Source organism: Turicibacter sp. HGF1 (genome assembly GCF_000191865.1).
Taxonomy (GTDB): Bacteria; Bacillota_I; Bacilli_A; order MOL361; family Turicibacteraceae; genus Turicibacter; species Turicibacter sanguinis.
Map to the genome: position 1 here is coordinate 1 of NZ_AEXQ01000136.1, position 22,460 is coordinate 22,460.

At 34.1% G+C, this 22,460-nt stretch carries 19 protein-coding genes; 4 read left to right on the forward strand and 15 right to left on the reverse strand.

Annotated features, from left to right (window positions below; genetic code table 11):
- Together HMPREF9402_RS14305 and HMPREF9402_RS13170 are read right to left on the reverse strand one after the other, a co-directional pair.
- Positions 1 to 153 (reverse strand): DUF1653 domain-containing protein (locus tag HMPREF9402_RS14305; RefSeq protein WP_006783277.1); only part of this gene is annotated, 153 nt, incomplete at its 3' end.
- A 273-nt stretch (positions 154 to 426) separates the two neighbouring features.
- Complete coding sequence (locus HMPREF9402_RS13170; protein WP_006783278.1) at positions 427 to 648, reverse strand: DUF2164 domain-containing protein; 222 nt, start codon at positions 646 to 648, stop codon at positions 427 to 429.
- Between the two features lie 291 nt (positions 649 to 939).
- Between HMPREF9402_RS13170 and HMPREF9402_RS13175 the strand changes: the two genes are divergently transcribed.
- Positions 940 to 1,440 carry a hypothetical protein gene (locus HMPREF9402_RS13175; protein WP_009607645.1) on the forward strand — a complete coding sequence of 167 codons (501 nt, stop codon included), beginning with the start codon at positions 940 to 942 and terminating at the stop codon, positions 1,438 to 1,440.
- Between the two features lie 33 nt (positions 1,441 to 1,473).
- Here HMPREF9402_RS13175 and HMPREF9402_RS13180 read toward each other — a convergent pair whose 3' ends face one another.
- From HMPREF9402_RS13180 to HMPREF9402_RS13200, 5 genes are all read right to left on the reverse strand, one after another.
- Positions 1,474 to 2,691 carry an ABC transporter permease gene (locus HMPREF9402_RS13180; RefSeq protein ID WP_009607637.1) on the reverse strand — a complete coding sequence of 406 codons (1,218 nt, stop codon included), beginning with the start codon at positions 2,689 to 2,691 and terminating at the stop codon, positions 1,474 to 1,476.
- A complete protein-coding gene (locus HMPREF9402_RS13185; protein ID WP_009607635.1) occupies positions 2,688 to 3,374 on the reverse strand; it encodes an ABC transporter ATP-binding protein in 687 nt (228 codons plus the stop codon). The genes HMPREF9402_RS13180 and HMPREF9402_RS13185 overlap by 4 nt, the downstream gene beginning before the upstream one ends.
- Positions 3,367 to 4,659, reverse strand: a complete 1,293-nt coding sequence (locus tag HMPREF9402_RS13190; RefSeq protein ID WP_009607634.1) for a biotin/lipoyl-binding protein — start codon at positions 4,657 to 4,659, stop codon at positions 3,367 to 3,369. Before HMPREF9402_RS13190 ends, HMPREF9402_RS13185 begins: the two co-directional genes overlap by 8 nt.
- Positions 4,660 to 4,839: 180 nt before the next feature.
- Complete coding sequence (locus tag HMPREF9402_RS13195; RefSeq protein ID WP_006783283.1) at positions 4,840 to 5,631, reverse strand: HAD family hydrolase; 792 nt, start codon at positions 5,629 to 5,631, stop codon at positions 4,840 to 4,842.
- 10 nt (positions 5,632 to 5,641) lie between these two features.
- Positions 5,642 to 6,409 carry a DeoR/GlpR family DNA-binding transcription regulator gene (locus tag HMPREF9402_RS13200; RefSeq protein ID WP_009607640.1) on the reverse strand — a complete coding sequence of 256 codons (768 nt, stop codon included), beginning with the start codon at positions 6,407 to 6,409 and terminating at the stop codon, positions 5,642 to 5,644.
- A gap of 217 nt (positions 6,410 to 6,626) precedes the next feature.
- Here HMPREF9402_RS13200 and HMPREF9402_RS13205 point away from each other — a divergent pair, with 217 nt between their 5' ends.
- Complete coding sequence (locus HMPREF9402_RS13205; protein ID WP_009607647.1) at positions 6,627 to 8,594, forward strand: glycosyl hydrolase 53 family protein; 1,968 nt, start codon at positions 6,627 to 6,629, stop codon at positions 8,592 to 8,594.
- Positions 8,595 to 8,800: 206 nt separating this feature from the next.
- Positions 8,801 to 10,834 (forward strand): beta-galactosidase, encoded by a 2,034-nt coding sequence (locus HMPREF9402_RS13210; protein ID WP_009607639.1) that lies wholly within the window; start codon positions 8,801 to 8,803, stop codon positions 10,832 to 10,834.
- Between the two features lie 46 nt (positions 10,835 to 10,880).
- Here HMPREF9402_RS13210 and HMPREF9402_RS13215 read toward each other — a convergent pair whose 3' ends face one another.
- The 7 genes from HMPREF9402_RS13215 to HMPREF9402_RS13240 all read right to left on the reverse strand — a co-directional run bounded on the left by HMPREF9402_RS13215 (position 10,881) and on the right by HMPREF9402_RS13240 (position 18,165).
- On the reverse strand, positions 10,881 to 11,513 hold the full coding sequence (locus HMPREF9402_RS13215) for an HAD-IA family hydrolase (RefSeq protein WP_009607642.1): 633 nt from the start codon (positions 11,511 to 11,513) through the stop codon (positions 10,881 to 10,883).
- Positions 11,514 to 11,535: 22 nt separating this feature from the next.
- Positions 11,536 to 12,264, reverse strand: coding sequence for an HAD family hydrolase (locus HMPREF9402_RS13220; protein ID WP_009607649.1), 729 nt, complete (start codon positions 12,262 to 12,264; stop codon positions 11,536 to 11,538).
- Positions 12,265 to 12,513: 249 nt separating this feature from the next.
- Positions 12,514 to 13,848, reverse strand: coding sequence for a hemolysin family protein (locus HMPREF9402_RS13225; protein WP_009607648.1), 1,335 nt, complete (start codon positions 13,846 to 13,848; stop codon positions 12,514 to 12,516).
- Positions 13,849 to 13,979: 131 nt separating this feature from the next.
- Positions 13,980 to 14,243 carry a GNAT family N-acetyltransferase gene (locus HMPREF9402_RS14725; protein ID WP_202944077.1) on the reverse strand — a complete coding sequence of 88 codons (264 nt, stop codon included), beginning with the start codon at positions 14,241 to 14,243 and terminating at the stop codon, positions 13,980 to 13,982.
- Between the two features lies 1 nt (position 14,244).
- Positions 14,245 to 14,430 (reverse strand): hypothetical protein, encoded by a 186-nt coding sequence (locus tag HMPREF9402_RS14730; protein ID WP_009607644.1) that lies wholly within the window; start codon positions 14,428 to 14,430, stop codon positions 14,245 to 14,247.
- A gap of 12 nt (positions 14,431 to 14,442) precedes the next feature.
- Positions 14,443 to 15,768 (reverse strand): WD40/YVTN/BNR-like repeat-containing protein, encoded by a 1,326-nt coding sequence (locus HMPREF9402_RS13235; protein WP_009607650.1) that lies wholly within the window; start codon positions 15,766 to 15,768, stop codon positions 14,443 to 14,445.
- Between the two features lie 294 nt (positions 15,769 to 16,062).
- Positions 16,063 to 18,165 (reverse strand): RNA degradosome polyphosphate kinase, encoded by a 2,103-nt coding sequence (locus HMPREF9402_RS13240; RefSeq protein WP_009607636.1) that lies wholly within the window; start codon positions 18,163 to 18,165, stop codon positions 16,063 to 16,065.
- A gap of 211 nt (positions 18,166 to 18,376) precedes the next feature.
- Between HMPREF9402_RS13240 and HMPREF9402_RS13245 the strand changes: the two genes are divergently transcribed.
- Positions 18,377 to 19,861 carry a Ppx/GppA family phosphatase gene (locus HMPREF9402_RS13245; protein ID WP_238526667.1) on the forward strand — a complete coding sequence of 495 codons (1,485 nt, stop codon included), beginning with the start codon at positions 18,377 to 18,379 and terminating at the stop codon, positions 19,859 to 19,861.
- 685 nt (positions 19,862 to 20,546) lie between these two features.
- Here HMPREF9402_RS13245 and HMPREF9402_RS13250 read toward each other — a convergent pair.
- Complete coding sequence (locus HMPREF9402_RS13250; protein ID WP_009607641.1) at positions 20,547 to 22,253, reverse strand: oleate hydratase; 1,707 nt, start codon at positions 22,251 to 22,253, stop codon at positions 20,547 to 20,549.
- Between the last annotated feature and the right edge of the window lie 207 nt (positions 22,254 to 22,460).

The window sequence follows — 22,460 nt, forward strand, 5'->3', positions numbered from 1 at the left end:
ACTAGCCGGACGTACCCAAGTACCAAATTCACCATATAAGGCTTTATACACAACCATTTCTTCAAGAGTTTCTGAATGTTTAGCAATAGCTAATACTTCATACTCCTGCCCTTTAAAATGTCTATACTTTCCTAATTGAATTGTCTGTGACATCTCTATGCCTCCTAATACATTTATATTTCTAATAATTTTTCAGCAAACTTATTCATAAACCATCGAATACCTGACCCTATAACTACTTATAAACGAGAAACTCCCCTAGTCGTAAAGAATTTTTAAAAACTACATTCATTTTTCTTTAATATCATTTCAGGCCTTCATTTTTTATTGCCCCTCTATTGTGGATACATAGCTTCTCTAGGATGGGGCTATGAAGCCCTAGCTATTGAGGATTGCTAAGAGCTAACACTTCTTAGCCTAGGGGATTCACTTTTGTAAATCTAGTAATTCATCTACGCGTTCGATCATATATCGCTGCGCATCTTCTAACCCTTTATTATAAAAATGTGGCCCCATTGTATCAATCAAAAAATCGAGCATTAATTCTGCCGATAAGTGTCCTAACTCCTCATCACGTTCTTTTAAAAAATAGGTTTGAAGCTTTGAAATCATTTCCTCTTTTTGTTTCTTACTTATACAGTCCTTCATAAAAAAACCTCCCTTATCACACTCTAACCAATAGTATATACCCAATCAACCTTATCCTTTTAAATCATTTCATCTTAAATCTTCAACTTTCTTATTCTATTTATATCATAAAGTATTCATCAATTACCAGTTCTACTTTTGACAGGGCCTTTGCTCCCCTCTAAAGCTCAAGTTTATAAAGAAGGTAAAAATCATAAAGAATTCGCCGATAATCGGTATAAAAGTCACGATAACTGACAACTATCAATTAGCATAAGAATACACTATCATTAACAAAGGAGGGTCAGTACAATGAAAAAAGCCTATACTTTTATTTTAATTGGAATGGTCTTCATTTATCTTAATCTACCATTGGTTGGATGGCTTGTTAACATAGCAGGTTACTTATTAATCGTGACTGGAACCCATCTCTTGACTCAACATAAACAAAATAAAGGTCTTGAATTGTCTAAATATCTCTGTATCGGACTAGCCTGCTTTGAACTGTTACAACAAGGATTTTATAATTTAATTGGAAACAACTCTACATACGCTTATATACTGATTATCGCTCTACTACTCATTCAATTTTTTATCTTCTACCTGATTATAAAAGCAGCAGCTGATGAAACTGAATCACTCGATATTCAAACATACCAACAAGTTTACTTAATCATGGCAATCGTTGGGCTTATCTTATATATTCTCACTTGTTTCTTCTCAGGATTTTTTGCGTTACTCATGGGATTACAAGTCATTGAATTTTGTTTTCTCTGTTATGTCTTCCAATATTTCCGTACACACATCAAATAAAAAATCAACCAGTAGCTGGTTGATTTTTTATATCTAGTTATAAATTGCTTTAATTGGTTCTAAATTTGCAGCTTTACGGGCTGGAACAATTCCAAATATAATTCCGATAATAATCGAAGTTGAAGAAGCCCCAACAAAGACAGATAGTGATAAAACTGGAGTAAATGGTAAGAATAATCCAACGATCTGAGATAATACAAAACCAGTTAAAATCCCGATAATCCCACCGATTAATGTCACAAACATTGCTTCAAATAGAAATTGTAACAGAATAGAATTTGGAGTTGCTCCAATGGCACGACGAATTCCAATTTCTCGTCTACGTTCTGTTACCGAAACGTACATGATATTCATGACACCAATTCCACCTACAAGTAATGAAATCGCCGAAATAAAAGCAATAAACAGGGTAATCGCTGAAATCATCTCATTCATTTCTTTAACCATATCACCTGGATTCCAAGATTCATAGCTTCCATTAATTCCTTCATGCGCTTCTTCAAGTGACTTAATAACCTCACTGATCACGGCATCGTAGTCAAAACCATTTTCGATATAGATATAGGCACTTCTAGGCGCAAACTCTGCCTCATCCACTAAAGTAACAGGGGTTCGATCAAGTGAAGCCTGTTGAACTAAATCATAACTCCAATCGAAGATACTAGCTGGTTTAGCTTGTACTCCGATAATCTCATACATGGTTGAATTTATATCGATCGCGACTCCAATAGCCTCTTCTGGACTGCTAAATAAACTTAATGCATTTTGATAAGTTATGACGATAACATCATTTAAAACATCACTACTCTCAAAATATCTTCCTGCCGCAAGTTCTGGCTCTGGATAATTTTCATATGCTTCGGCAAAAATCGATGTACTTTGTCCAAAGATACTAGCCGATCCTGATAGGTAAGTAGGAGAACTATCTGAAGAAGATTCTCCATAAAAATCTTTATTAATTTCAGCTTTGCTAACACCTTTAATTTCTTCAATCATAAGGATATCATCATCTGTGATTGGCTTTATCGTTGCCAAATCGTCATAATTATTCGGATAAAAACTGACTTCAATTTTATTTCCCCCAAGTTCAGATGTCGTCTCAGCAAAGTAGGCCTTTACCCCATCACCAATTGCTAAAATAACAACAACAGAACTAATCCCAATAATAATTCCAATCATCGTCAAGAATACGCGGACTTTATTCGCCTTAATATTAATCAAAGCTCCTTGAATAATATTAATTAAATTCATGACATCACCTCTTCTTTGAATACCCCATCACGCAGGTAAATGACTTTAGAGGCATACTTCACTAAATCAGGGTCATGTGTCACCATGACGATTGTTTTTCCTGCTTGATTTAAATTATATAAAATGTTCATAATTTCATTACTTGTATTTGTATCTAAAGCCCCTGTTGGTTCATCTGCAAAAATTAGTTGTGGTTCATTAATTAGGGCACGAGCAATCGAAATACGTTGTTGCTGTCCCCCCGATAATTCATGTGGATACTGATTTATTTTTTCTAAAAGGCCGACCATTTGAAGTTGGTGTTTTACTCTTTCAAGTCGCTCTTTTTTTCCAAGTCTGTTGTCATACTGAAGCGGTAATTCGATATTTTGTCCAATTGTTAACGTTCCAATTAAATGAAACTGTTGAAAGATAAATCCAATATTTCGATTTCTAAAATGAGATCGTTCAACTTCAGTTAAATGCGTGACATCTTTACCATCAAAGATATACTCACCTTCCTCAAATCGATCTAAAAGACCAAGGACATTTAATAACGTCGATTTCCCACCTCCTGATTTCCCCATAATGACAACAAAATCACCTGTTTCAATGTTCAAATTCACTGACTTTAAAACATGTAGCTTATCTTTTCCCACATCATAATACTTTTGAATATTTCTTAATTCAATTAAATTACTCACTAGTTTCACCTTCACTTGGGTTGATTAAAATCTCATCCTTTTCTTTTAATCCAGATTTAACTTTTGTATAGCCTTGTTCTTCTCCTGCAACCTCAATCTTTTGTTTGGCAAACTCTCCCCCATTTTCTACATAAACATAATGACTATCACCCTCAACTACAATCGCCTCGGTTGGAATACTAATTAATTGATCGGCTAATTTGATAGAAACTTGAGCTTGATACCCATTCACGAGTTCAGATTGATCATCTAAACTAACTTTTACAAGATACGTCGATGATGTTGAAGTACCTGAAGTATTTGTCGCTTGAAGTGGATCTTCATCAATAAAGGTAATTTTGCCACTCACCGTTTTATTCGTCGCAATTAATAAGGTCTCAGCTTCCATTCCAACACTGATCTTCGCATAATCCTTTTCTCCAACTGATGCTGTGACATAAAAATCAGGGCTCTTTAACTTTAAAACAACTGGATTTTCTGAACTTGAATCTTCAACAAGTGAAACAACACCACTAAATGGAGCAACTTCTTTGATATATTCTTTTTCTTCAAGTTTTGTTTTTTCTTTAACTAGCGTGTTAATTTGCTCGTCTAAACTATTAAATGTTTCTTGATCTTCATCGCTTAGCTGACTTCTTAAATCACTAATCTGTGTATCAAATTCTGCTACTTGTCCGGGTAAATTATATTCTAATTCATTCTTTTGAACATAGCAGCTTTCAATTTGAGCGTCAAGGTCTGCCACTAATGCGGCATCATTCTCATCATCTGGGTTTAACTCATTTTTTTGTTTTACTAATTCATCAAGTTTCTTTAAAATCTGATTCACTTGAGATTTAGTTTCTTGTTGTAATTTTGACTTTTGGTCCTCAATCGATTTAATTTGTTTATTCACCGACTTTGCTGCAGGTGTCCCTTCACTCGATAATTTTGCTTTCTTAGCATTCAATGTCGCAATCTGTTCATTTAAATCATTAATTTGACTCGTGATTTCAGCATTATGATAAGTGATTAACACATCACCAACTTGAACTGAATCTCCATGACTCACATTAATCGTCATTTCTTCACCTTTCGTCACATCCTTTGTGAACGTCGTATATTGTGATGGAATCACACTTCCTGATAAAATAACTTTCTTTTGATTTGGAACAACATATGTATTTTGAAATTGCATTTGCGGTTCCACTTCTGGTTGTGAATTAAATTTCATAACGCCTACTATTAGCATGAGTGTAAGAAGACTAGCTCCCACCCCAATAACGATTTTTTTCTTCTTCACCATCATAACCTCCACTTTATTCTCTAATTAACTTCGAAAGTAATTCTTACTTTTTTTGTACCTTTATCTTAACAAAATAATCTTAAGATATTACTTAAGAAGTTCTTAAGATTATTGTATTTTCTACAAAAAAATCCTCTAGTCGCAATGCCACCTATCATTGCTTAACTAGAGGATTTTAACTTATTCCATCATTGAAAGTAATTCTTCAATCTTTTCGACAACACCATTCTCATCATTACTTTTCGCCATGAATCTTGAAACTTGTTTTAACTGTTCGTGAGCATTTGCCATCGCAAAACTATGGTAAACACTTTGCATCATCTCTAAATCATTCAAGTAATCCCCAAAGGCGGCCGTTTGTTCATGCTCTAACTTAAATAATTTTTTAACGTGTTCAATCGCATATCCTTTATTAGCACCTTTAGCAGTAATATCTAACCAGATTTCGCCCGATACCGACACCTGTTGGGTTTCATAATAATCTTTATAATATGGATACGCATTTTTTTCTGAGCCTGAGAAGTCGCAAATCGTTACTTTTAAAATATCATCGTCCACTTCATCAAAACTCTTCACGACTTGACGACTTTCATAATATTTTTGAACTTGTTCCACAAATCTTTCATCTGTATTCTCAATATAGGCTGCCTTTTTTCCGCAGACAATAATATAAGCATTATCAATTTGACGTCCCACTTCAATTAATTCTTTGGCGACTTGTTTGTCTAAAGCGTTAATTAATACCTCTTCACCTTTATACATCACAAACGTTCCATTCTCTGCGATAAACATTAAATCATCCTTTAATTCTTCAAAACGTTTGGCTAGGTTATAGTATTGGCGTCCACTTGCAATCGCAAAAATAATATCTTTTTCCTTTAACTTTTTAAATGTTTCATAAAATGATGGGTGAATTTCATTTTGACTATTTAATAAAGTCCCATCCATATCAGTCGCAATAAATTTAATCATAATCCCTCTCCTATTCACAGCTAATGTTAAGACCTGTTTGTTCTAATTTTTCTTTAATACGCCCTTCTAACTTAGCATCCGTCATGAGATGCGTAATATCTTGTAACGTCGCAAATTGATAAGATCCATCACGGTTAAACTTTTCATTTTCTATTAGGACGAAAACTTCCTTAGATGATTTAATAATGGTTTTCTTCGTTATCGATTCTTCCGCATTAAAATTGCTAATAAAGTTCTCATCCACATTAATTCCACCAACACCGATAAAGCTTTTATCGAATTTACACATCGCAATTTGCTCATTGGCAAGGGCCCCAATCATCCCACCAAGTGTCGCATTATATTGACCACCAACCATAATAACTTCAACAAATATGTTAGCTGAAAATAAAGGGGGGATTTCAATCATATTTGTCACAATCGTTAAACGTTTATTTAATTTAGATAATTGTTTAGCGAGAGCAAAGTTTGTACTTGAAATATCTAAAAAAATAACTTCTCCTTCATTAATAAATGGAATCGCACGTTTAGCAATTAGCTCTTTTTTATCTAAATCATGATGCATTCGAGTATTAACTCCCTGATCGTGAACGAGTGGACGGATGCTAATAGCACCTCCGTATGTTCGCTTTAAGCGCCCCTGTTTTTCAAGCATTTGCAAATCTTTTCGAATCATGCTTTCTGAAACCTTAAATTGTTCACTTAAATCTCGAACTAAAACTTTTCCCTCAATCAATAATAGTTCCTCAATTTTATCTAATCGCTCTTGTAAAAACACTATCTCACCCGCTTTTGTTCTCATTTCATATCATTTATTATCGATTATTATTATAAAATATCTTATCTGTTGATACAAGTCCCAATATTGAAAATAAATTTAATAATATCAACCTATTTATTTAGTAATATTACGACTTTATTTTAGTAGATAAACTTAGCTATATATGGTAAATTAAAAGTGATAGCGTTTTTAAAACGTAAGAGGGGGAAATCAAGTGTACTTACTAAATAAGAGTAAAAAAGTAATGCTAGCTGCAATCTGTAGTACATCTATTTTTGGTGTAACAGCCTTAGCAGAAAATGATTTAGTTAGCAATTCAAGCTTCAATGATGCTTTGAACAACTGGCAAATCGAGGGGGATTCTACGGCTGCTAGTATTAGCAACGCATGGGGATACAACGACTCATCAAGTCTAAATTATTTCTCAAATCAGGATTATGAAGTTCGCACCGAACAAACAATCACTGGACTTGAAAATGGATTTTATCGTTTAGAACTTTATTCTTCAAGTAGTGGTGGTCAAGAAGAACACTATGTTTACGCCAATAATGGTGCACGAACAAGCATTCCTGTCTCTGATGACTTTATTAAAGTTATATTAGATTTTGAAGTTTTAAATAATGAAGCAACCATTGGAATTTACTCAAATGGTCTACCAGGCACTTGGTCAAACTATGATGAGGTATCCCTACAGAAAAAGGATACTGAGTATCGCATGTTAAAAGGCGGAGACCTGACAATGGTTAACTTTATTGAAGATCTCGGAGGAGTTTACTTTGATGAAGATGGAAATGCACGGGATGTTTTTCATATTTTAGCTGAGAATGGATTTAACTTCGCCAGGCTCCGTACTCATAATAATGTCGGACGTGATTTTTTATCACAATCAAGTCCTAGATACTATCTACCAGATGGGTATCAAAATACTGAAGATTTATTAAAAAGTGCAAAGCGTACAAAAGACGTTGGTATGGCAATTGAAGTGACATTAAATTACAGTGACTGGTGGCCAAATGCTGCAAATCAAGAAATTCCTGCCGATTGGCGTGAAGCGATTGAAGGAATGTCAGATAAAGAAGCGGTTGATAAATTAGAGACGTTAGTTTATGACTATACAAAAGAAGTGATGCAAGCGTTAGCGGATCAAGGGACGACGCCTGAATATATTTCACTTGGAAATGAGATGCAATATGGAATTTTATATCCGTATGGGAATGTTGTGAATTTTCAAAATCTAGCGCGCTTTCTAAATGCCGGCTATAAAGCTGTTAAAGAAGTCTCGACAAATACACAAGTCATTCTCCACTTAGACGAGGCAGGAGATGACGATCGCTATTTTTATTTCTTTGATGAGTGTGAAAAATATGGGGTGAACTATGATATTATTGGTTCATCATACTACCCATTTTGGTCAGAGGTAACGGTTGAAGATGTGATGCCTTGGTTTGAGATGCTCGGTGAAAAGTATCAAAAGAAAATTGTGATTATGGAGACAGGATATAAATGGTACCCTGTTACGGCCGATAAAAAACCGGGACAATTAATTACAAATGGACCTGAAAGTCATGATGCCTCACCACAAGGACAAAAAGAATTTTTAGATGAATTATTTAATGGAATTCGAAACATTGAAAATAACTGGGTGATTGGAGATTTATACTGGGACCCAGTGATGATTAATCATGAGGGTGTTGGCTGGGCAATGATTCGCGGTGCCGCAGAAGATGGAAGCCAGGACATGGCTTTAAACAACGTTGTTTCAAACACGACTTTATTTGATTTTGAAGGAAAAGCACTGCCTGCTCTAAAATCATTTAAGGATACATCTGAAGGAAGTACAGAAGGGATGATTTCAGGTATTGTCTATGATGAAGAAGGCAATATTTTAACGGATGCGACCGTTATCCTAACCGTTGGAAAAGAGAAAGTCACTCGCTCAACTGACAAGTATGGACGCTTCTTCTTAACAAATGTAGAATCTTCAAAAACTTCAGAAGTAAAAGTAAGTAAATCTGGATTCAAGTCCGTCATTACAGCAGTTGATGTCCTCCCAAGTGAAACAACAACGATTGAGTTATCGCTTGAAGCATCGTCAGGAATTATTCCAATTGTGATTGGCGGTATCGTTTTAGTTCTTGCTGTTTTAGGGACGATTTTCGTTCAATTAAAAAAGAAAAAATAAATTCTATAACTAAAATGATTTTTCCTCTTTTCGACAACAGAAATTCGCACTTTTCGTCATAAGAACATCTATTTTGCTATATAAAAACAGGTATTTAGAAAACGGTTTATTTTTTATATTTTTTTATTAATTTTTACTATAATTTAATATGGTTATCTGTTAATATCTTGTTATATAAGTTAAATTTTTAGTGAGGGGAAATTAAAATGGAAACTTTAAAATTTAGTTTTGGGGACTTTTTACACGGAGCAGATTATAATCCAGAACAATGGTTAGATCGTCCTGATATCTTAGCTAAAGATATTGAATTAATGAAAGAAGCGAACTGTAATGTCGTTAGTATCGGGATGTTCTCTTGGGCAATGCTAGAGCCAGTTGAAGGTGTTTATAACTTCGATTGGATGGCTAATGTCATTGATCGTTTATATGAAAATGGAATTTATACAATTTTATCTACACCAAGTGGAGCACGACCTAACTGGTTAGCACAAAAATATCCAGAAGTTTTACGTGTTGAAAAAAATCGTGTCCGTAACTTATTTGGACTTCGTCATAATCACTGTTACACTTCACCTATTTACCGTGATAAAGTGGCACAAATTAATGGAGAGTTAGCAAAACGTTTTGCCAATCATCCGGGTGTTATTTTATGGCACTTATCAAATGAATACGGTGGTGAATGTCATTGTCCACTTTGCCAGGAAGCATTCAGAAATTGGTTAAAAGAAAAATATAAAACATTAGATGCTATTAATGATGCCTGGTGGACAACATTCTGGAGTCATCGTTATACATCTTGGGATCAAATCGAAAGTCCCGCACCACATGGTGAAATGATGGTTCATGGTTTAAACTTAGATTGGAATCGTTTCGTTAGCGATCAAACAATTGATTTTATTCGTCACGAGCGTGATAGTGTTAAACCATTTAATCCAAAATTACCAACAACCATCAACATGATGTATTATTTCTTTGGAATCAATTACTTTGATTTAAAAGATGAAATTGATATCGTTTCTTGGGATAGCTACCCGGTTTGGCATAAAGCAACATCAAGTGATTTAAATATCGGTTGCGATACAGCTATGATGCATGATATTATGCGCTCAATTAAAAATGAACCTTTCTTATTAATGGAAAGCACGCCAAGTATGACAAACTGGCAAAATGTCGCGAAACTAAAAAAACCTGGTATGCATATGCTTTCTTCTATGCAAGCTGTTGCTCACGGTTCAAACTCTGTTCAATACTTCCAGTGGCGTAAGAGCCGTGGATCATCGGAAAAATTCCATGGTGCGGTAGTCGACCATTATGGAAAAAGTGATACACGAGTATTCAATGACGTCAAAGAGCTAGGGGCCCGTCTAAAAGGATTATCAGATATTTTAAAAACCAATACTCATCCTGAGGTTGCCATTTTATTCGATTGGGATAATCGCTGGGCAATCGATGATATGCAAGGACCTCGTAATATCGGAATGCACTATAAAGAAACGGTTCAAGAACACTATAAGGCATTCTATGAAATGGGAATTCCAGTTGATTTCGTGGATATGAGCTGTGATATCTCAAAATATAAAGTATTTGTCGCTCCGATGATGTACATGCTTAAATATGGATTTGAAAATAAAATTAAAGAATTCGTTGCAAATGGTGGAACACTCGTGACTACTTACTGGAGTGGCATCGTGAATGAAACTGATCTTTGCTTCCTTGAAGGAACCCCTCACGGTTTAATGGAGGTTGTGGGTCTTCGCAGTGAAGAAATTGATGGATTATTTGATGGAGAAACCAACAGTGCTTCTTCTATCTCATCTCATTGGTTAACAGAAAAAGACTGCTACACCTCATCAGAACTTTGTGACTTAGTCATCCCAAGTACCGCACAAACGTTAATGAAATACAATGAAGACTTCTACAAAGGAATGCCTGCCCTAACCTTAAATCATTTCGGTAAAGGACAAGCGTTCTATATCGCAACTCGTTTTGAAGAATCATTCTACCATGACTTCTACTCTCAATTAGTACAGGAACTTGAATTATCAACGATTCCTGATTTCAATGTTCCTAAAGGAGTGATCGTTTCAACGCGTGATAACTATCGATTCATCCAAAACTTTAACAACCATGAAGTAGAAGTAGAGGCTTTACCAACTCATTACACTGTCGTAGATACTGATAAAGATATCCACCAAAACTTTATTTTAAAACCATTTGAAGTTTTAATTGTAAAAGGCTAAATATCAAAAGGCTAGTTACCTATCCCTGTGGTAACTAGCCTTTTGATTAACTTTCAATATTTAAAATAGTTAATACCTCTTCAAGAGATTTCACACGATAATCTGCTTGCAATTCAGGTTCTCTATTTCCACTTTCATAAAAACAAGTTTTAACCTTGGCCTTTTGTCCTAGAAGAATTTCAATTTCTCTATCTCCAACAATCATCGCTTCCTTTGGATGAATCTGATACTTGTCTAGTAAGTAATATATTGCCTCAGGATCTGGTTTTCGCGCAAATTGATTATCTTTTGTCACGATCTCTGTGAATAACTCGACCATTCCATTCTTTCTTAAAATGTCGTAAGTAGTACTCCCTCGATGCGTCAAAATGTAATTATATCTTCCCGCCTCTTTAATTCTTTGACAAACCTCTTTAGCATATGGAAATGGTAACATGTTTGATAAATCAATGTGACTTTTTTCATCTTGATATACCTCAGTTAATTCTTCACCTAATAAAAACTGATTTTGATAATATTGAACGGCTGTTTTTTCAGAATTCAAAAATAGCTTTAAAACCTCATCATACTCAGCTTCAATTTCATACTTTTTTAATGCTCTTAAAAAGGCATTGACCATTCCCGGATAGGAATCAAATAGTGTGCCGTCAAAATCCCAAATAATATGTTTAATCATCATCACGGTCCCTACTCATTTATCCTTAAATTAATTCAATATGATTTAAATCTAATTTATATTTAACATCCTTACGCTCAACAATCACATTAATTTTTTCTTTTAATTCAGGATCTTCCATTAGCTTCATCATTAATTCTTTTGTTGGATTAATCGCATATGGTGTTCCAACATGATGGAACATTGTTAAATCCCCTGTCGTATCTCCATAGGCGTAGCTTTGACTTAAATCAATATCATACTTTTCAACTAACTCACGAAGTGCTTTTTGCTTACTAACCGCATCCCACATTGGAATCACTTCACCATTATATCTTCCTGCTTCATCCGTTTCATAAATCGTCCCTCTGAAATCATCCATTTTATATTTAGCCGCCATTTTACTAACTAATTCAATTGGCGAACCTGAAATAGCAATCACAATATGACCTTGCTCCTTGTGCCATTTCATACGCTCACGAGAAAATGTATAAATACGATCACCTTTTTGGTTAATGACTTTTTGTGCAACGTGATCGATATGTTCTTTACTAACTCCTAAAATAGCTTGTTTATAAGCATCGACCATCTTCAATAAGTACTCATCATAGTCTCCTTCACGTCGGTCCCATTTTAAATAGACGGGCTTGACTTCGTTATGCCAAACATCTTCTTCAATTAATTCATATTTAATAATTTTTTTAAAAACCTCCGTAATTAACCCTTCTCGATAAATCGTTCCATCTATATCAAAAAATGCTGCAATTTTAGTCATAAAATGACCTCCTGTCTTTTTAATTATATTTCATTTTAGTACTAGTCTTCCCAAGGTATTTCGACTATTATAACAAAAATGAATCAATAATGAAACCTTTATTTCATGATACGTTTATCTCCCAAAAATTTTTAAAAATTTCACCTTTATATTTAAAACGCTTACATAAAGTGTATCATATTTTATAGATGAAGAAAATAAAAAAAATCTCCTAACACTTTATTTTGAAAGCAATAGGAGATTTTTTTATTATGCACTAATTTTTTCTACCGATTCAGGAAGTAATACCTTTACTTTCTGGACACGCATTTCTTTAATCTGATCAATTTTAAAGACAATATTTTGATATTCGATGACTTGGTGATCTTCTTCCGTTGGGATATAACCGATTAAATTAATCAATAATCCACCTAACGTATCATAATCTTCACACTCTTCGTCTAATTGTAAATGTAATCTTTCATTTAAATCCCTAATACTAATCAATCCATCGACTAAATACGTTTCATTATCAATTTTTTTGATGTCAGGTTCATCTTCATCGTATTCATCATTTATATCCCCCATAATTTCCTCAATTAAATCCTCTATCGTAACAATTCCTGAGAAACCACCATATTCATCAATTAAGACAGCTAAATGATGTTTAGATTTTTGAAGTTCTTTGAATAGCTGATCAATATTTTTTCGTTCTGGAATCAGATAAGGTTTGTGCATAATCTGTCTAATATCCACATTTTCAAACCCTACTTTGTAAGCTTCCATAAAAAAGTCTTTCATGTACAAGACACCAATAATATTATCGATATCTCCTTCATAAATCGGAATACGAGAATACTTTTCTTCTAATAATTCATCAATATAAGTTTCGAGAGGTTGGTCGATATTAATTAAATAGACTTTGGTTCGAGGAGTCATGACTTCTTCAGCTAATTTATCATCAAACTCAAAAATACTATTAATCATTTCTTTTTCAATTTCATTTATGACCCCATGCTCCTGTCCCGCTTCAATTAATGACTTAATTTCTTCACGAGAGACATTTTCCTCAAGGTCATCACTATTCATTCCGCTAATTCGAATTAAACAATTAGTGGATAACGATAATAGCTTAACAAACGGTCTCGTTAGCTTAGAAATCATAACAATCGGTTTAACAGCGAACATAGCAATCGCTTCTGATTTTTTTAGTGCCACCCGCTTTGGATATAACTCTCCAAATACTAGCGTAAAATAAGATAAAATGAGCGTCACCACAACCAAAGAAATTTCCCCTGCATAAGGAATTCCTATCTGCATCAACTGTTTTCCCATTATATCTGAAATTCCAGTTGCAGCTGAAGCACTAGAAAAGAATCCAGCTAACGTAATTCCAACTTGAATCGTGGATAAAAACTTATTTGGTTCATCTAACAACCCTAGTAATAATTCTGCTTTTTTATTTCCTTCATCTGCGAGCATTTTAATCCGATTACGATTTAAAGAAACAATCGCCATCTCAGCTGAAGCAAAAAAAGCATTTAAAGCAGTTAACACTCCAATCAAAATAAACTGTGAAATTAAATGACTCGGTTCCGGGTCCATCTCTATACTCTCTCCTTTAGATTTAAAATTTATAGATATTCTAGCATGTTTGAATCTAAAAATTAAGATATAACCCATTAAATTCCACAAAAATTACAAAAAGACTATCTTAATTTCGCATCAATTCTATTTTATTTTATGAGCTCAACTTCCATAATGTAACGAGTTTTTCCTATCGCTTTTATCACTTCAAAACCAAATGATTGATATAAAGAAATGGCTCTCCTATTTTGAGAAAACACATATAAAAAAAGATTTCGTTTTCTCTGTTTTGATTGTGTCAAACAATCTCTTAAAACTTGACTTCCAATTCCCTGTCCACGATAAGTTTCTAAAATATATAAATCATCTAGCTCCATTTTGCCATCTTCATCATGCAAATAAAAATACCCCACTTTATTCGTTCCTAAAAAAAATAACTTGGTAATCTTGAATATGGGTTTCAATCTTTTGATATACCCACTTTAAAACCTGCTCATAATCAATGATTTTAACATCCTCATATTGATCGATTAATTGTTTATTTAACTCAAAAATGGAGGGAATATCTTCCTCTTTCGCTGCCTGATAAATTAACTTCATTTTAATCTCCCCCTATCCAATTTCTGTTACTGGTGGCTCAACATATTCAACAAACTCCCAAGTCATTCCTAAATCATTTGATTTAAATTTAGCCATTAATCGTCCGCCTTTATAATCACTATCTGGTCCTTGTCCAACCATTAAATATAATTCATCATTTTCAAAGTATGGAATTTCAGGTTGAACAAATGGTGTAAGTCCATCAACTTCAATGACAGGTAGATTAATTTCACTGTATATATAACCATTATCCGTGCGATAAAAGTTTGTATCAGCTCCCTCTACAATAGGATATGTAAAAAATCCAATCGTTTCGGTAATAAATCCCGCTGCTTGTAATAAACTCGTGCGCGGAGTAGAACCAAAATATTCCCACGTTATACCACCATCTACTGTTTTAAAAATAGCTTGTGCCTCCTGAGACATTGTTCTTCCAAAAGCCGCCACAACATATCCAACAGATGAAGTCGGAAAACTTACAAATTTCACACGAACACCTGAAACCTCAGAACTTATGACACTCGTCTGCCAAGACTGTCCTTGATCATTCGAATAAATTAATTTTAATGGAGAAAATCCTTTTTCCTCTGCGTTATAAGCTCCTCCAAAAACAAAAGCTGTTTTATTTGGAGAAATCAAATAACTCCCCTCTTGCAGCTTATTATAAGATGAATGTCCATCCGAAACCTTAACTAAAGTTTCTAAATCTATCGGTACCTCTACCCACATCTGCCCTCCATCATAACTCACATAACATTTTTCATTATCAATTTTGTACGTATACATGGTTTGTGTATATGGAATCTCCTCAATAAATTCTTGCTCATACTCATCTTTTTCCTGTTCTCCACTTTCATAGTAAATCTCAGCATCATATTGTGCCCGACGTCCAACTCGAGTGATGACATATGTCTCCTCTTGTGCTACACTTTCCTTCAACCATAAAACCCACTGACAATGAATCTCACCCTTTTCTTCAAATCCTTCAAAGGCTAATGTTAAATCCTGATTCTTTACTCTTGGAGAAATAGTGAAATCAATTTGCACGACCGGGTTATCTCCAGTCTCTAATGTCGTATACGACTTAACTTCATATCCCTTAATCTGTTGTTTAACAGGAATTAAAAAAGATTCATACCCTTCCATATATGATTTAAACCAGACTTGAATCATCGATTCTAGATTATCCCCTCGATGAACGACAATCTCAGTGCCTACAGGTTCTGTCATCGGCACAGTTCCCAAAAAATAAAACCCAATAGCACTTAATATTAAACATCCAACTAACCCGAGCGCAACCACAAAGCCTTTATCTTTGTGCCATAAATTTTTAAACATCTTTCCACCCCTTTACAAAGTAATCATATCGCTAACCTTAACCTGATTCAATCATTACTTTTTATTCCTCTCTAACAGGAAAAAGATTATTGATATTTTGAGTATGAGACTATTAAGCAAAATTCGTTCCTCACCCAAATTTCTATATTAGCGTGAAACGTTTAGCCACCAAAAATTTAATGCCATTTATATATATAATAAACGTTAAAAATGACTCAAAGAAAAAAGGAGATATTCCACTCGATATCTCCTTTTTTTTATTCTCCATTTAATGAAAAAGATGCTCAAATTGATTTATTTCGTTCTACCCAAAGGTTCGACTGGAATCAGTCTTTCATAACGTTTGGGGTTTGACTTTGAGCCTTTCATCAACTTCACCATCTCAGACTGAGCGTGTACTTGATGTAATTCATCCTGAACTCTCACATAACTTCCATCTGCTTGGAGTTCATAAGCCTTCGTATTATCTTGAAGATATAACTCTAAAATCTTCTTCATTTGTTCCAAAATTTCTTTATCTTCAACAATCCCCATTGTCTCAACCCGTTTACTTAAATTGCGATACATCCAATCTGCACTCGAAATATAAACTTCTTCATTTCCATCATTATAAAAATAATAAATACGACTATGCTCTAAATATCGACCCACGATACTTCGTACCGTAATATTTTCACTTAACCCTGGAACTTGTGGACGAAGTGAACAAACACCACGCACAATCAACTCAATTTTCACACCTGCCTGTGAAGCCTCATATAGCTTTAAAATCATTTGCTTATCATATAGCCCATTCATCTTCGCAATAATCTTAGCCTCTCTCCCCTTTTTCGCATGTTCAATCTCACGATTAATTAACTGCTCAAACTTAAGACGAAGCTTATGAGGGGCAATCGTAATTTTTTTCATCTCATGTGCAGATGCATAACCTGATAACATATTAAATAAAATAGACGCATCTTCCCCAAACTGCATATCAGATGTCATAATCCCAATATCCGTATAGAAATTAGCCGTTACATCATTATAATTTCCTGTTCCAAAATGAACATAGCGCATCAATCCTGTTTTCTCTTTACGAACGATTAATAAAATCTTACAATGTGTCTTTAATCCAATCATTCCATAAATGACATGACATCCTGATTTTTCAAGTTTCTTTGCCCAATGGATATTATTTTCTTCATCAAAACGCGCTTTTAACTCTACTAAAACAGTCACTTGTTTCCCATTCTCAGCAGCCCGTGCTAATGCTTCAACAATCGGTGAGTTTCCACTGACGCGATATAGCGTTTGTTTAATGGCTAAAACTTTCGGATCATCTGCTGCCTTTTGAATCATCTTAACAATAGGATCAAATGATTGAAAGGGATGATGTAACAAAACATCTCGTTCCTTCAGCACTTGAAATATATTCCGTTCCTTTAATTCATGAATATAAAGAGGTTTTAATTTTTCAAATTTTAACTCTTCATAACCTTTAATTCCAGACAATTTAGATAAGAAGGTTAAATCAATTGGCCCATCAACACGAAACACATAATCCTCTTCAATCTCTAACTCACTTTCTAAAATCTCAATCATTTCTCTCGGAGGAGCATCCTCTATTTCGATTCGAATAATCTCCCCCCACTTACGTTGCTTTAAAGATTGTTCAATGGTCTCTAATAAATCTTCAGCATCCTCTTCATCTAAATGCATCGCTGCATTTTTAGTAATTCGGTAACATGATGAATGTAAGACATAATGACTACTAAATAATTCAGACAGTTTTGCCTTAATCAAATCTTCTAATAATAAATGATAAATGCCCTCTTCACTTGGTACCCTAACAAGTCGCGGTAATACAGATGGAACCTGAATGGTTGCAAAAACTAAATCACCATCTAGTTTCTCTTTAAGTAACAATCCAATATTCAATGTTTTATCTGAGATAAGTGGAAATGGTCTTGCTTGATCAATCACCATCGGCGTCAAAACAGGATAAATTTCATGACGATAATAGTCATCCATCTCTTTTTTAGTCTTTTCATCTAACTGTTCATACGTCACTAGATAAATTCCTTTATCTTTTAAACTTTCCATTAACAAATCATAGGTTTCATATTGTTCTTTTACTAATTGCCGAGTCTTTTCTAAAGACTCTCTCAATGTCTTATAAGGTAATCGTCCTGAAATATCTTCACTCACAACACTGGCTTGACACAAATCATACAAACCGGCAATCCGAACCATAAAAAATTCATCTAAATTAGAACTGACAATAGATAAAAATTTAATTCGTTCTAATAAAGGATTTTGAATATTTTTCGCTTCTTCTAATACTCGCTGATTAAATTCAAGTAAACTTAACTCTCGATTTAAAAAATGACTCGGTTGATCCATCATCAGTGTCATCTCACTACCTCCCAATCATATCGTGATTATTATTCATTCCTAGACAGACATTACTACTAAATATTACATTAAATGTTAATTATCTGTTATATTTTTGTCTATTTTTCATTAATCATTCACCTTAATGAGTTTTGACGAAATCTTTCGCAAATATTTGTTATAATATATAATCATCAGACAATTAACTTCATTAAAATCAAATAAAAAAGGTGTGATTCATTTGAAAAAACTAGGTATTATGGATATTGGATCAAACTCTATCAAATTATTAATTGCCAATCTTTATTCTGAGCGTTATTTTGATATTACTTATGAAGAAAAAATTCAGTTTCGAATGGGTCAATTTATCGATTCCAAGAAAGATTTAACAACTGAGGGATTTTATAAATTAAGAGATATTCTAATCTACTTTAAACACATTTGTGAAGTAGAAGAAGTAACTGATATCAAAGCAATTGCTACTGAGACAATGCGTCGATTAAAAAATTCAGAAAACATCATTCATCAACTTCAACATCAGCTCCATATCACGATTGAATTAATACCTGGTGAACTTGAAGCCTACTATGGCTATTTAGCGACTCACCACACCATTGATTTATCAGACTATCTACAAATCGATATTGGCGGTTCAAGCATGGAAATTGTTCTCGTTAAACAAAAACAGCTCATCCATGCGATTAGCCTACCGCTTGGAGCAATCATCACCACTAAAAATTTTGAATTAGATTCATCACTCACCAAAGATAAAGAGAAATTATTTAATGCTCATATGAAACAAACCTTTGAGGAAATTAGCTGGTTAAAAGATGCCATCCATCTTCCAGTCATCGGAATTGGTGGTACCATTCGTACGATCAGTAAACTCTATCGAAATCGAATAGGAGATTCTTTAAAGTTACAACATCAGTATCACCTATCTGACACTAACCTTGAAGAAATGTATCAGTTATTAGCTCCATTAACTTTAAAAGATCGTCAAGAGTTAAAAGGACTTTCTAAAGATCGAGCTGATATCGTATTAGGATGTTTAATGACAATAAGATCACTTTTTAATTACATTGATTCAAAATCATTAATTATTAATCGCTACGGTATTAGACAAGGTGTTATCTTTAATCAACTGAACATTCCACCACAGTCAGTCCTTGATTACTCACTATCAAATCTTTTATATCACTATCGATTGCCAATTCATCATAATGATCGATTAAAGCAGTCATCCATCACTTTAGCGAATCAACTTCAGATAAACGATTTATCATCCACAAACATTTTAAAAGCCAGTAGTAAATTGTCTGACATCGGGCAAATTATTTCATACCAAAACAATGCAAAACATACCTTTTATCTCTTGATGAACATTAGCATCAATGGACTGAATGTCAAAGAACAATTAATGACAGCTTACACAATACGTGCAGGCGAAAAATATAATCTTAAAATAGAACCTGAACATCAAATGTTACTATCAACTGAAGAATTTGAACACTGTAAAAAACTAAGTTTGATCGTTCAACTCTGTTCTTACTTAAATGCACTTAAATCAGAATTTAATTCAATTGATGTATCAGAAGAGGCTATCAGTATTAAATTTTCTAAAACCATTCCAAGCCCATACTTAATCCGATTAAATCAATTATCCACACTATACCTTGAGCAATTTAATCGACCATTAAAATTAATCATGATTTAACCTTAAAAGAGAAGCCTCTGATGAGTGCTTCTCTTTTTTTTGTCTTATTGAACCAAAAGGAGCTATCTTCTAAGAAGATAACTCCTTTTGGCTTTAGTTAAGAGATTAGATAACTGGAAATAAGTAAGATTGGATTAGAACATTTAATAAAAGTAAATCTCAATAAAAAGATTGAGGTTATTTTTCACTTTATAGCTTCAAGACGCAACCCCTCTAGAAAGTTATTAAAGATAATTTCTACTAAGTATCTAGACTTTATCCCCCGGCAATTGAGGAGTGTTCGCTTCGCTTACTGCCGGGGGCCCTCCATCTTATCCTGCATTATTAATATTTCAATCCGAGTAATCGAGGATTAGAAATATTTAATGCAAGGTTATCTATCAATCTAGCTTCAAGACGTAACTCCTCTAGAAAGTTATTAAAGATAACTTCTACTAAGTACCTAGACTTTATCCCCGGCAATTGAGGAGTGTTCGCTTCGCTTACTGCCGGGGGCCCCCATCTTATCCTGCATTATTAATATTTCAATCCGAGTAACCGAGGATTAGAAATATTTAATGCAGGGTTATCTATCAATCTAGCTTCAAGACGCAACTCCTCCATAAAGTTCTAGCCACGCTTGTGCTTTGCAAGCACTAAGGTGACTTTAAACTTTTGTTCGGAGTTAAACGCGTCTCTTAGCTTTTTATCTATAAGATGTTTTTAGTGCATTTTTTAGTACTTTTGGGTTCTTTTTGAATGGTGTTACTGGACAGATTTCTTTTTCGTGATAGTTCATTAGTGTATAAACGGCCATGCGTGCAGCACGAACTGAGAATTCCTCTGTAAAGACCATATCTTCTGGAATTTCAACATATTGACTAATCATTGCAAAGTTAGTTGAGCCTGCTGGAACAACTTGAGGACGATCAGTCATTTTACGTGGTTGGAATTGTGAAACGATATATGGCATCATACATGGAATGACATTCACGACTGAATCCATAATTTCATCCATTTCATCTTCAAAATGTAAGTGGTGAATTAATTCATATAATATCTCTTCCCCTGTACACTCGCGCATTGGTTTTTGAACATAATCTCCAACTTTATCTGTGTATAATCCATATCCCCAGAAAATTGTTGTATCCATTGGTTGATTTTTAAAGTGTGGTTGTGCAGCCACTACAATACTCATTAGCCAGTTTGAATCTTTAAATGTCATTAAAGCTCCGCTACCTGGAATATTTCCTGAGAATTTCTCAATCATTTTCAATAATTTATTCCCTTTACATGTAACCGTAAAGCTTTCCCAATTTGTCTCTTCAGGATTTCCAAAGAAAGGTTCTGGATTTCCAAGACCCGGTTTTTTATCTGCAATTTTAGACCATAATTCACCTGAAATTGGGTTTTGTGGTGCATATTCTGGAGCAGTATTTAAATCACCAAGCGTTGCGCAATCTGTCATACAACCATTTGTCATAATACATAAATCCTCAGGTTTTAACTCAATCACTTCTTCACCATTTGCCGTTTCAATATGAATTGCTGTAGCAGTAATACCTTCTCCTTTAGCGAAATCAATATCGGTTACCACAGCATTGATACTGAAATCAACGCCATGTTCTTCTAAGTAAACTTTAAGTGGTAAAATAACTGATTCATATTGATTATATGGCGTACGTGTTACCCCTTCTAATGTTTCAATACGTGAAAATTCAAAAATCATACGTTCCATATATCGTTTGAATTCAAATAAGCTTGACCATTTTTGGAATGCAAATGTTGTCTGCCACATATACCAGAAATTCGTTGTAAAGAAGTGTGGTGTATGAGCAAACCATTCTTCAATTGTCATATCATCTAACGCTTCTTCTGGTGTTACCATTAATTTACCAAGCGCTAATCGGTCTTCCGTATTGAATCCCATACTTGTGACATCTAAAATCGTTCCTTCTTTATCAATTAAACGGGCCTGAGCATGCGTTGGATGTAAATGATCAAAATTTAAGATTTCTTCTGTCACACTCATATGAGGCATATCAAGTGATGGAATTGTTGAAAATAACTCCCAGAAGTTTTCATACGTTTCCTCATTTAACATACGCCCTCCACGGCAAATAAATCCATTACTAACATCACCGGCTCCATCATTACTTCCGCCTAAAATATGCATTCCTTCAATAATATGAATGCGATTACCTAGTAACTTGCAATCTCTAATTAAATAAGCAGCACCTGCTAAAGAGGCGAGTCCTCCACCGACAAAGTAAACGTCACGATTAACATCAAGTTCTAAATTTGAACGATTACCTTCTTGTTTCATTTCATAATATTTTCTAGCACCGTAAATAGCAGCTGAAGCGGCACCAGCAAATGCTGCCCCTTTGACTAAATTAGATTTTTTACTCATGGATTATAACCCCCAGTATTTGTTTTGTTCACACTGTTAATGTATCACTAAATTTCTAAAAATAAATTAGACAAATTAACCGTTTTGTCCAAATACTAGACATCCATATAACATTGTCTAAATACTAGACAGATAGGCCCTTTTGTCTATATTCGTAATCTCTAATTTTTCATAAAATAAATTATAAAATTCATTTAAAGTAGGCGA

What these genes read in the sequence shown, in the direction of transcription:
- HMPREF9402_RS13170 (WP_006783278.1), bottom strand. Translation starts at nt 648, where the DNA reads ATGAAGGACTGTATAAGTAAGAAACAAAAAGAGGAAATGATTTCAAAG.
- HMPREF9402_RS13175 (WP_009607645.1), top strand. Translation starts at nt 940, where the DNA reads ATGAAAAAAGCCTATACTTTTATTTTAATTGGAATGGTCTTCATTTAT.
- HMPREF9402_RS13180 (WP_009607637.1), bottom strand. Translation starts at nt 2,691, where the DNA reads ATGAATTTAATTAATATTATTCAAGGAGCTTTGATTAATATTAAGGCG.
- HMPREF9402_RS13190 (WP_009607634.1), bottom strand. Translation starts at nt 4,659, where the DNA reads ATGGTGAAGAAGAAAAAAATCGTTATTGGGGTGGGAGCTAGTCTTCTT.
- HMPREF9402_RS13195 (WP_006783283.1), bottom strand. Translation starts at nt 5,631, where the DNA reads ATGATTAAATTTATTGCGACTGATATGGATGGGACTTTATTAAATAGT.
- HMPREF9402_RS13210 (WP_009607639.1), top strand. Translation starts at nt 8,801, where the DNA reads ATGGAAACTTTAAAATTTAGTTTTGGGGACTTTTTACACGGAGCAGAT.
- HMPREF9402_RS13215 (WP_009607642.1), bottom strand. Translation starts at nt 11,513, where the DNA reads ATGATGATTAAACATATTATTTGGGATTTTGACGGCACACTATTTGAT.
- HMPREF9402_RS13220 (WP_009607649.1), bottom strand. Translation starts at nt 12,264, where the DNA reads ATGACTAAAATTGCAGCATTTTTTGATATAGATGGAACGATTTATCGA.
- HMPREF9402_RS13225 (WP_009607648.1), bottom strand. Translation starts at nt 13,848, where the DNA reads ATGGACCCGGAACCGAGTCATTTAATTTCACAGTTTATTTTGATTGGA.
- HMPREF9402_RS14730 (WP_009607644.1), bottom strand. Translation starts at nt 14,430, where the DNA reads ATGAAGTTAATTTATCAGGCAGCGAAAGAGGAAGATATTCCCTCCATT.
- HMPREF9402_RS13235 (WP_009607650.1), bottom strand. Translation starts at nt 15,768, where the DNA reads ATGTTTAAAAATTTATGGCACAAAGATAAAGGCTTTGTGGTTGCGCTC.
- HMPREF9402_RS13240 (WP_009607636.1), bottom strand. Translation starts at nt 18,165, where the DNA reads ATGACACTGATGATGGATCAACCGAGTCATTTTTTAAATCGAGAGTTA.
- HMPREF9402_RS13250 (WP_009607641.1), bottom strand. Translation starts at nt 22,253, where the DNA reads ATGAGTAAAAAATCTAATTTAGTCAAAGGGGCAGCATTTGCTGGTGCC.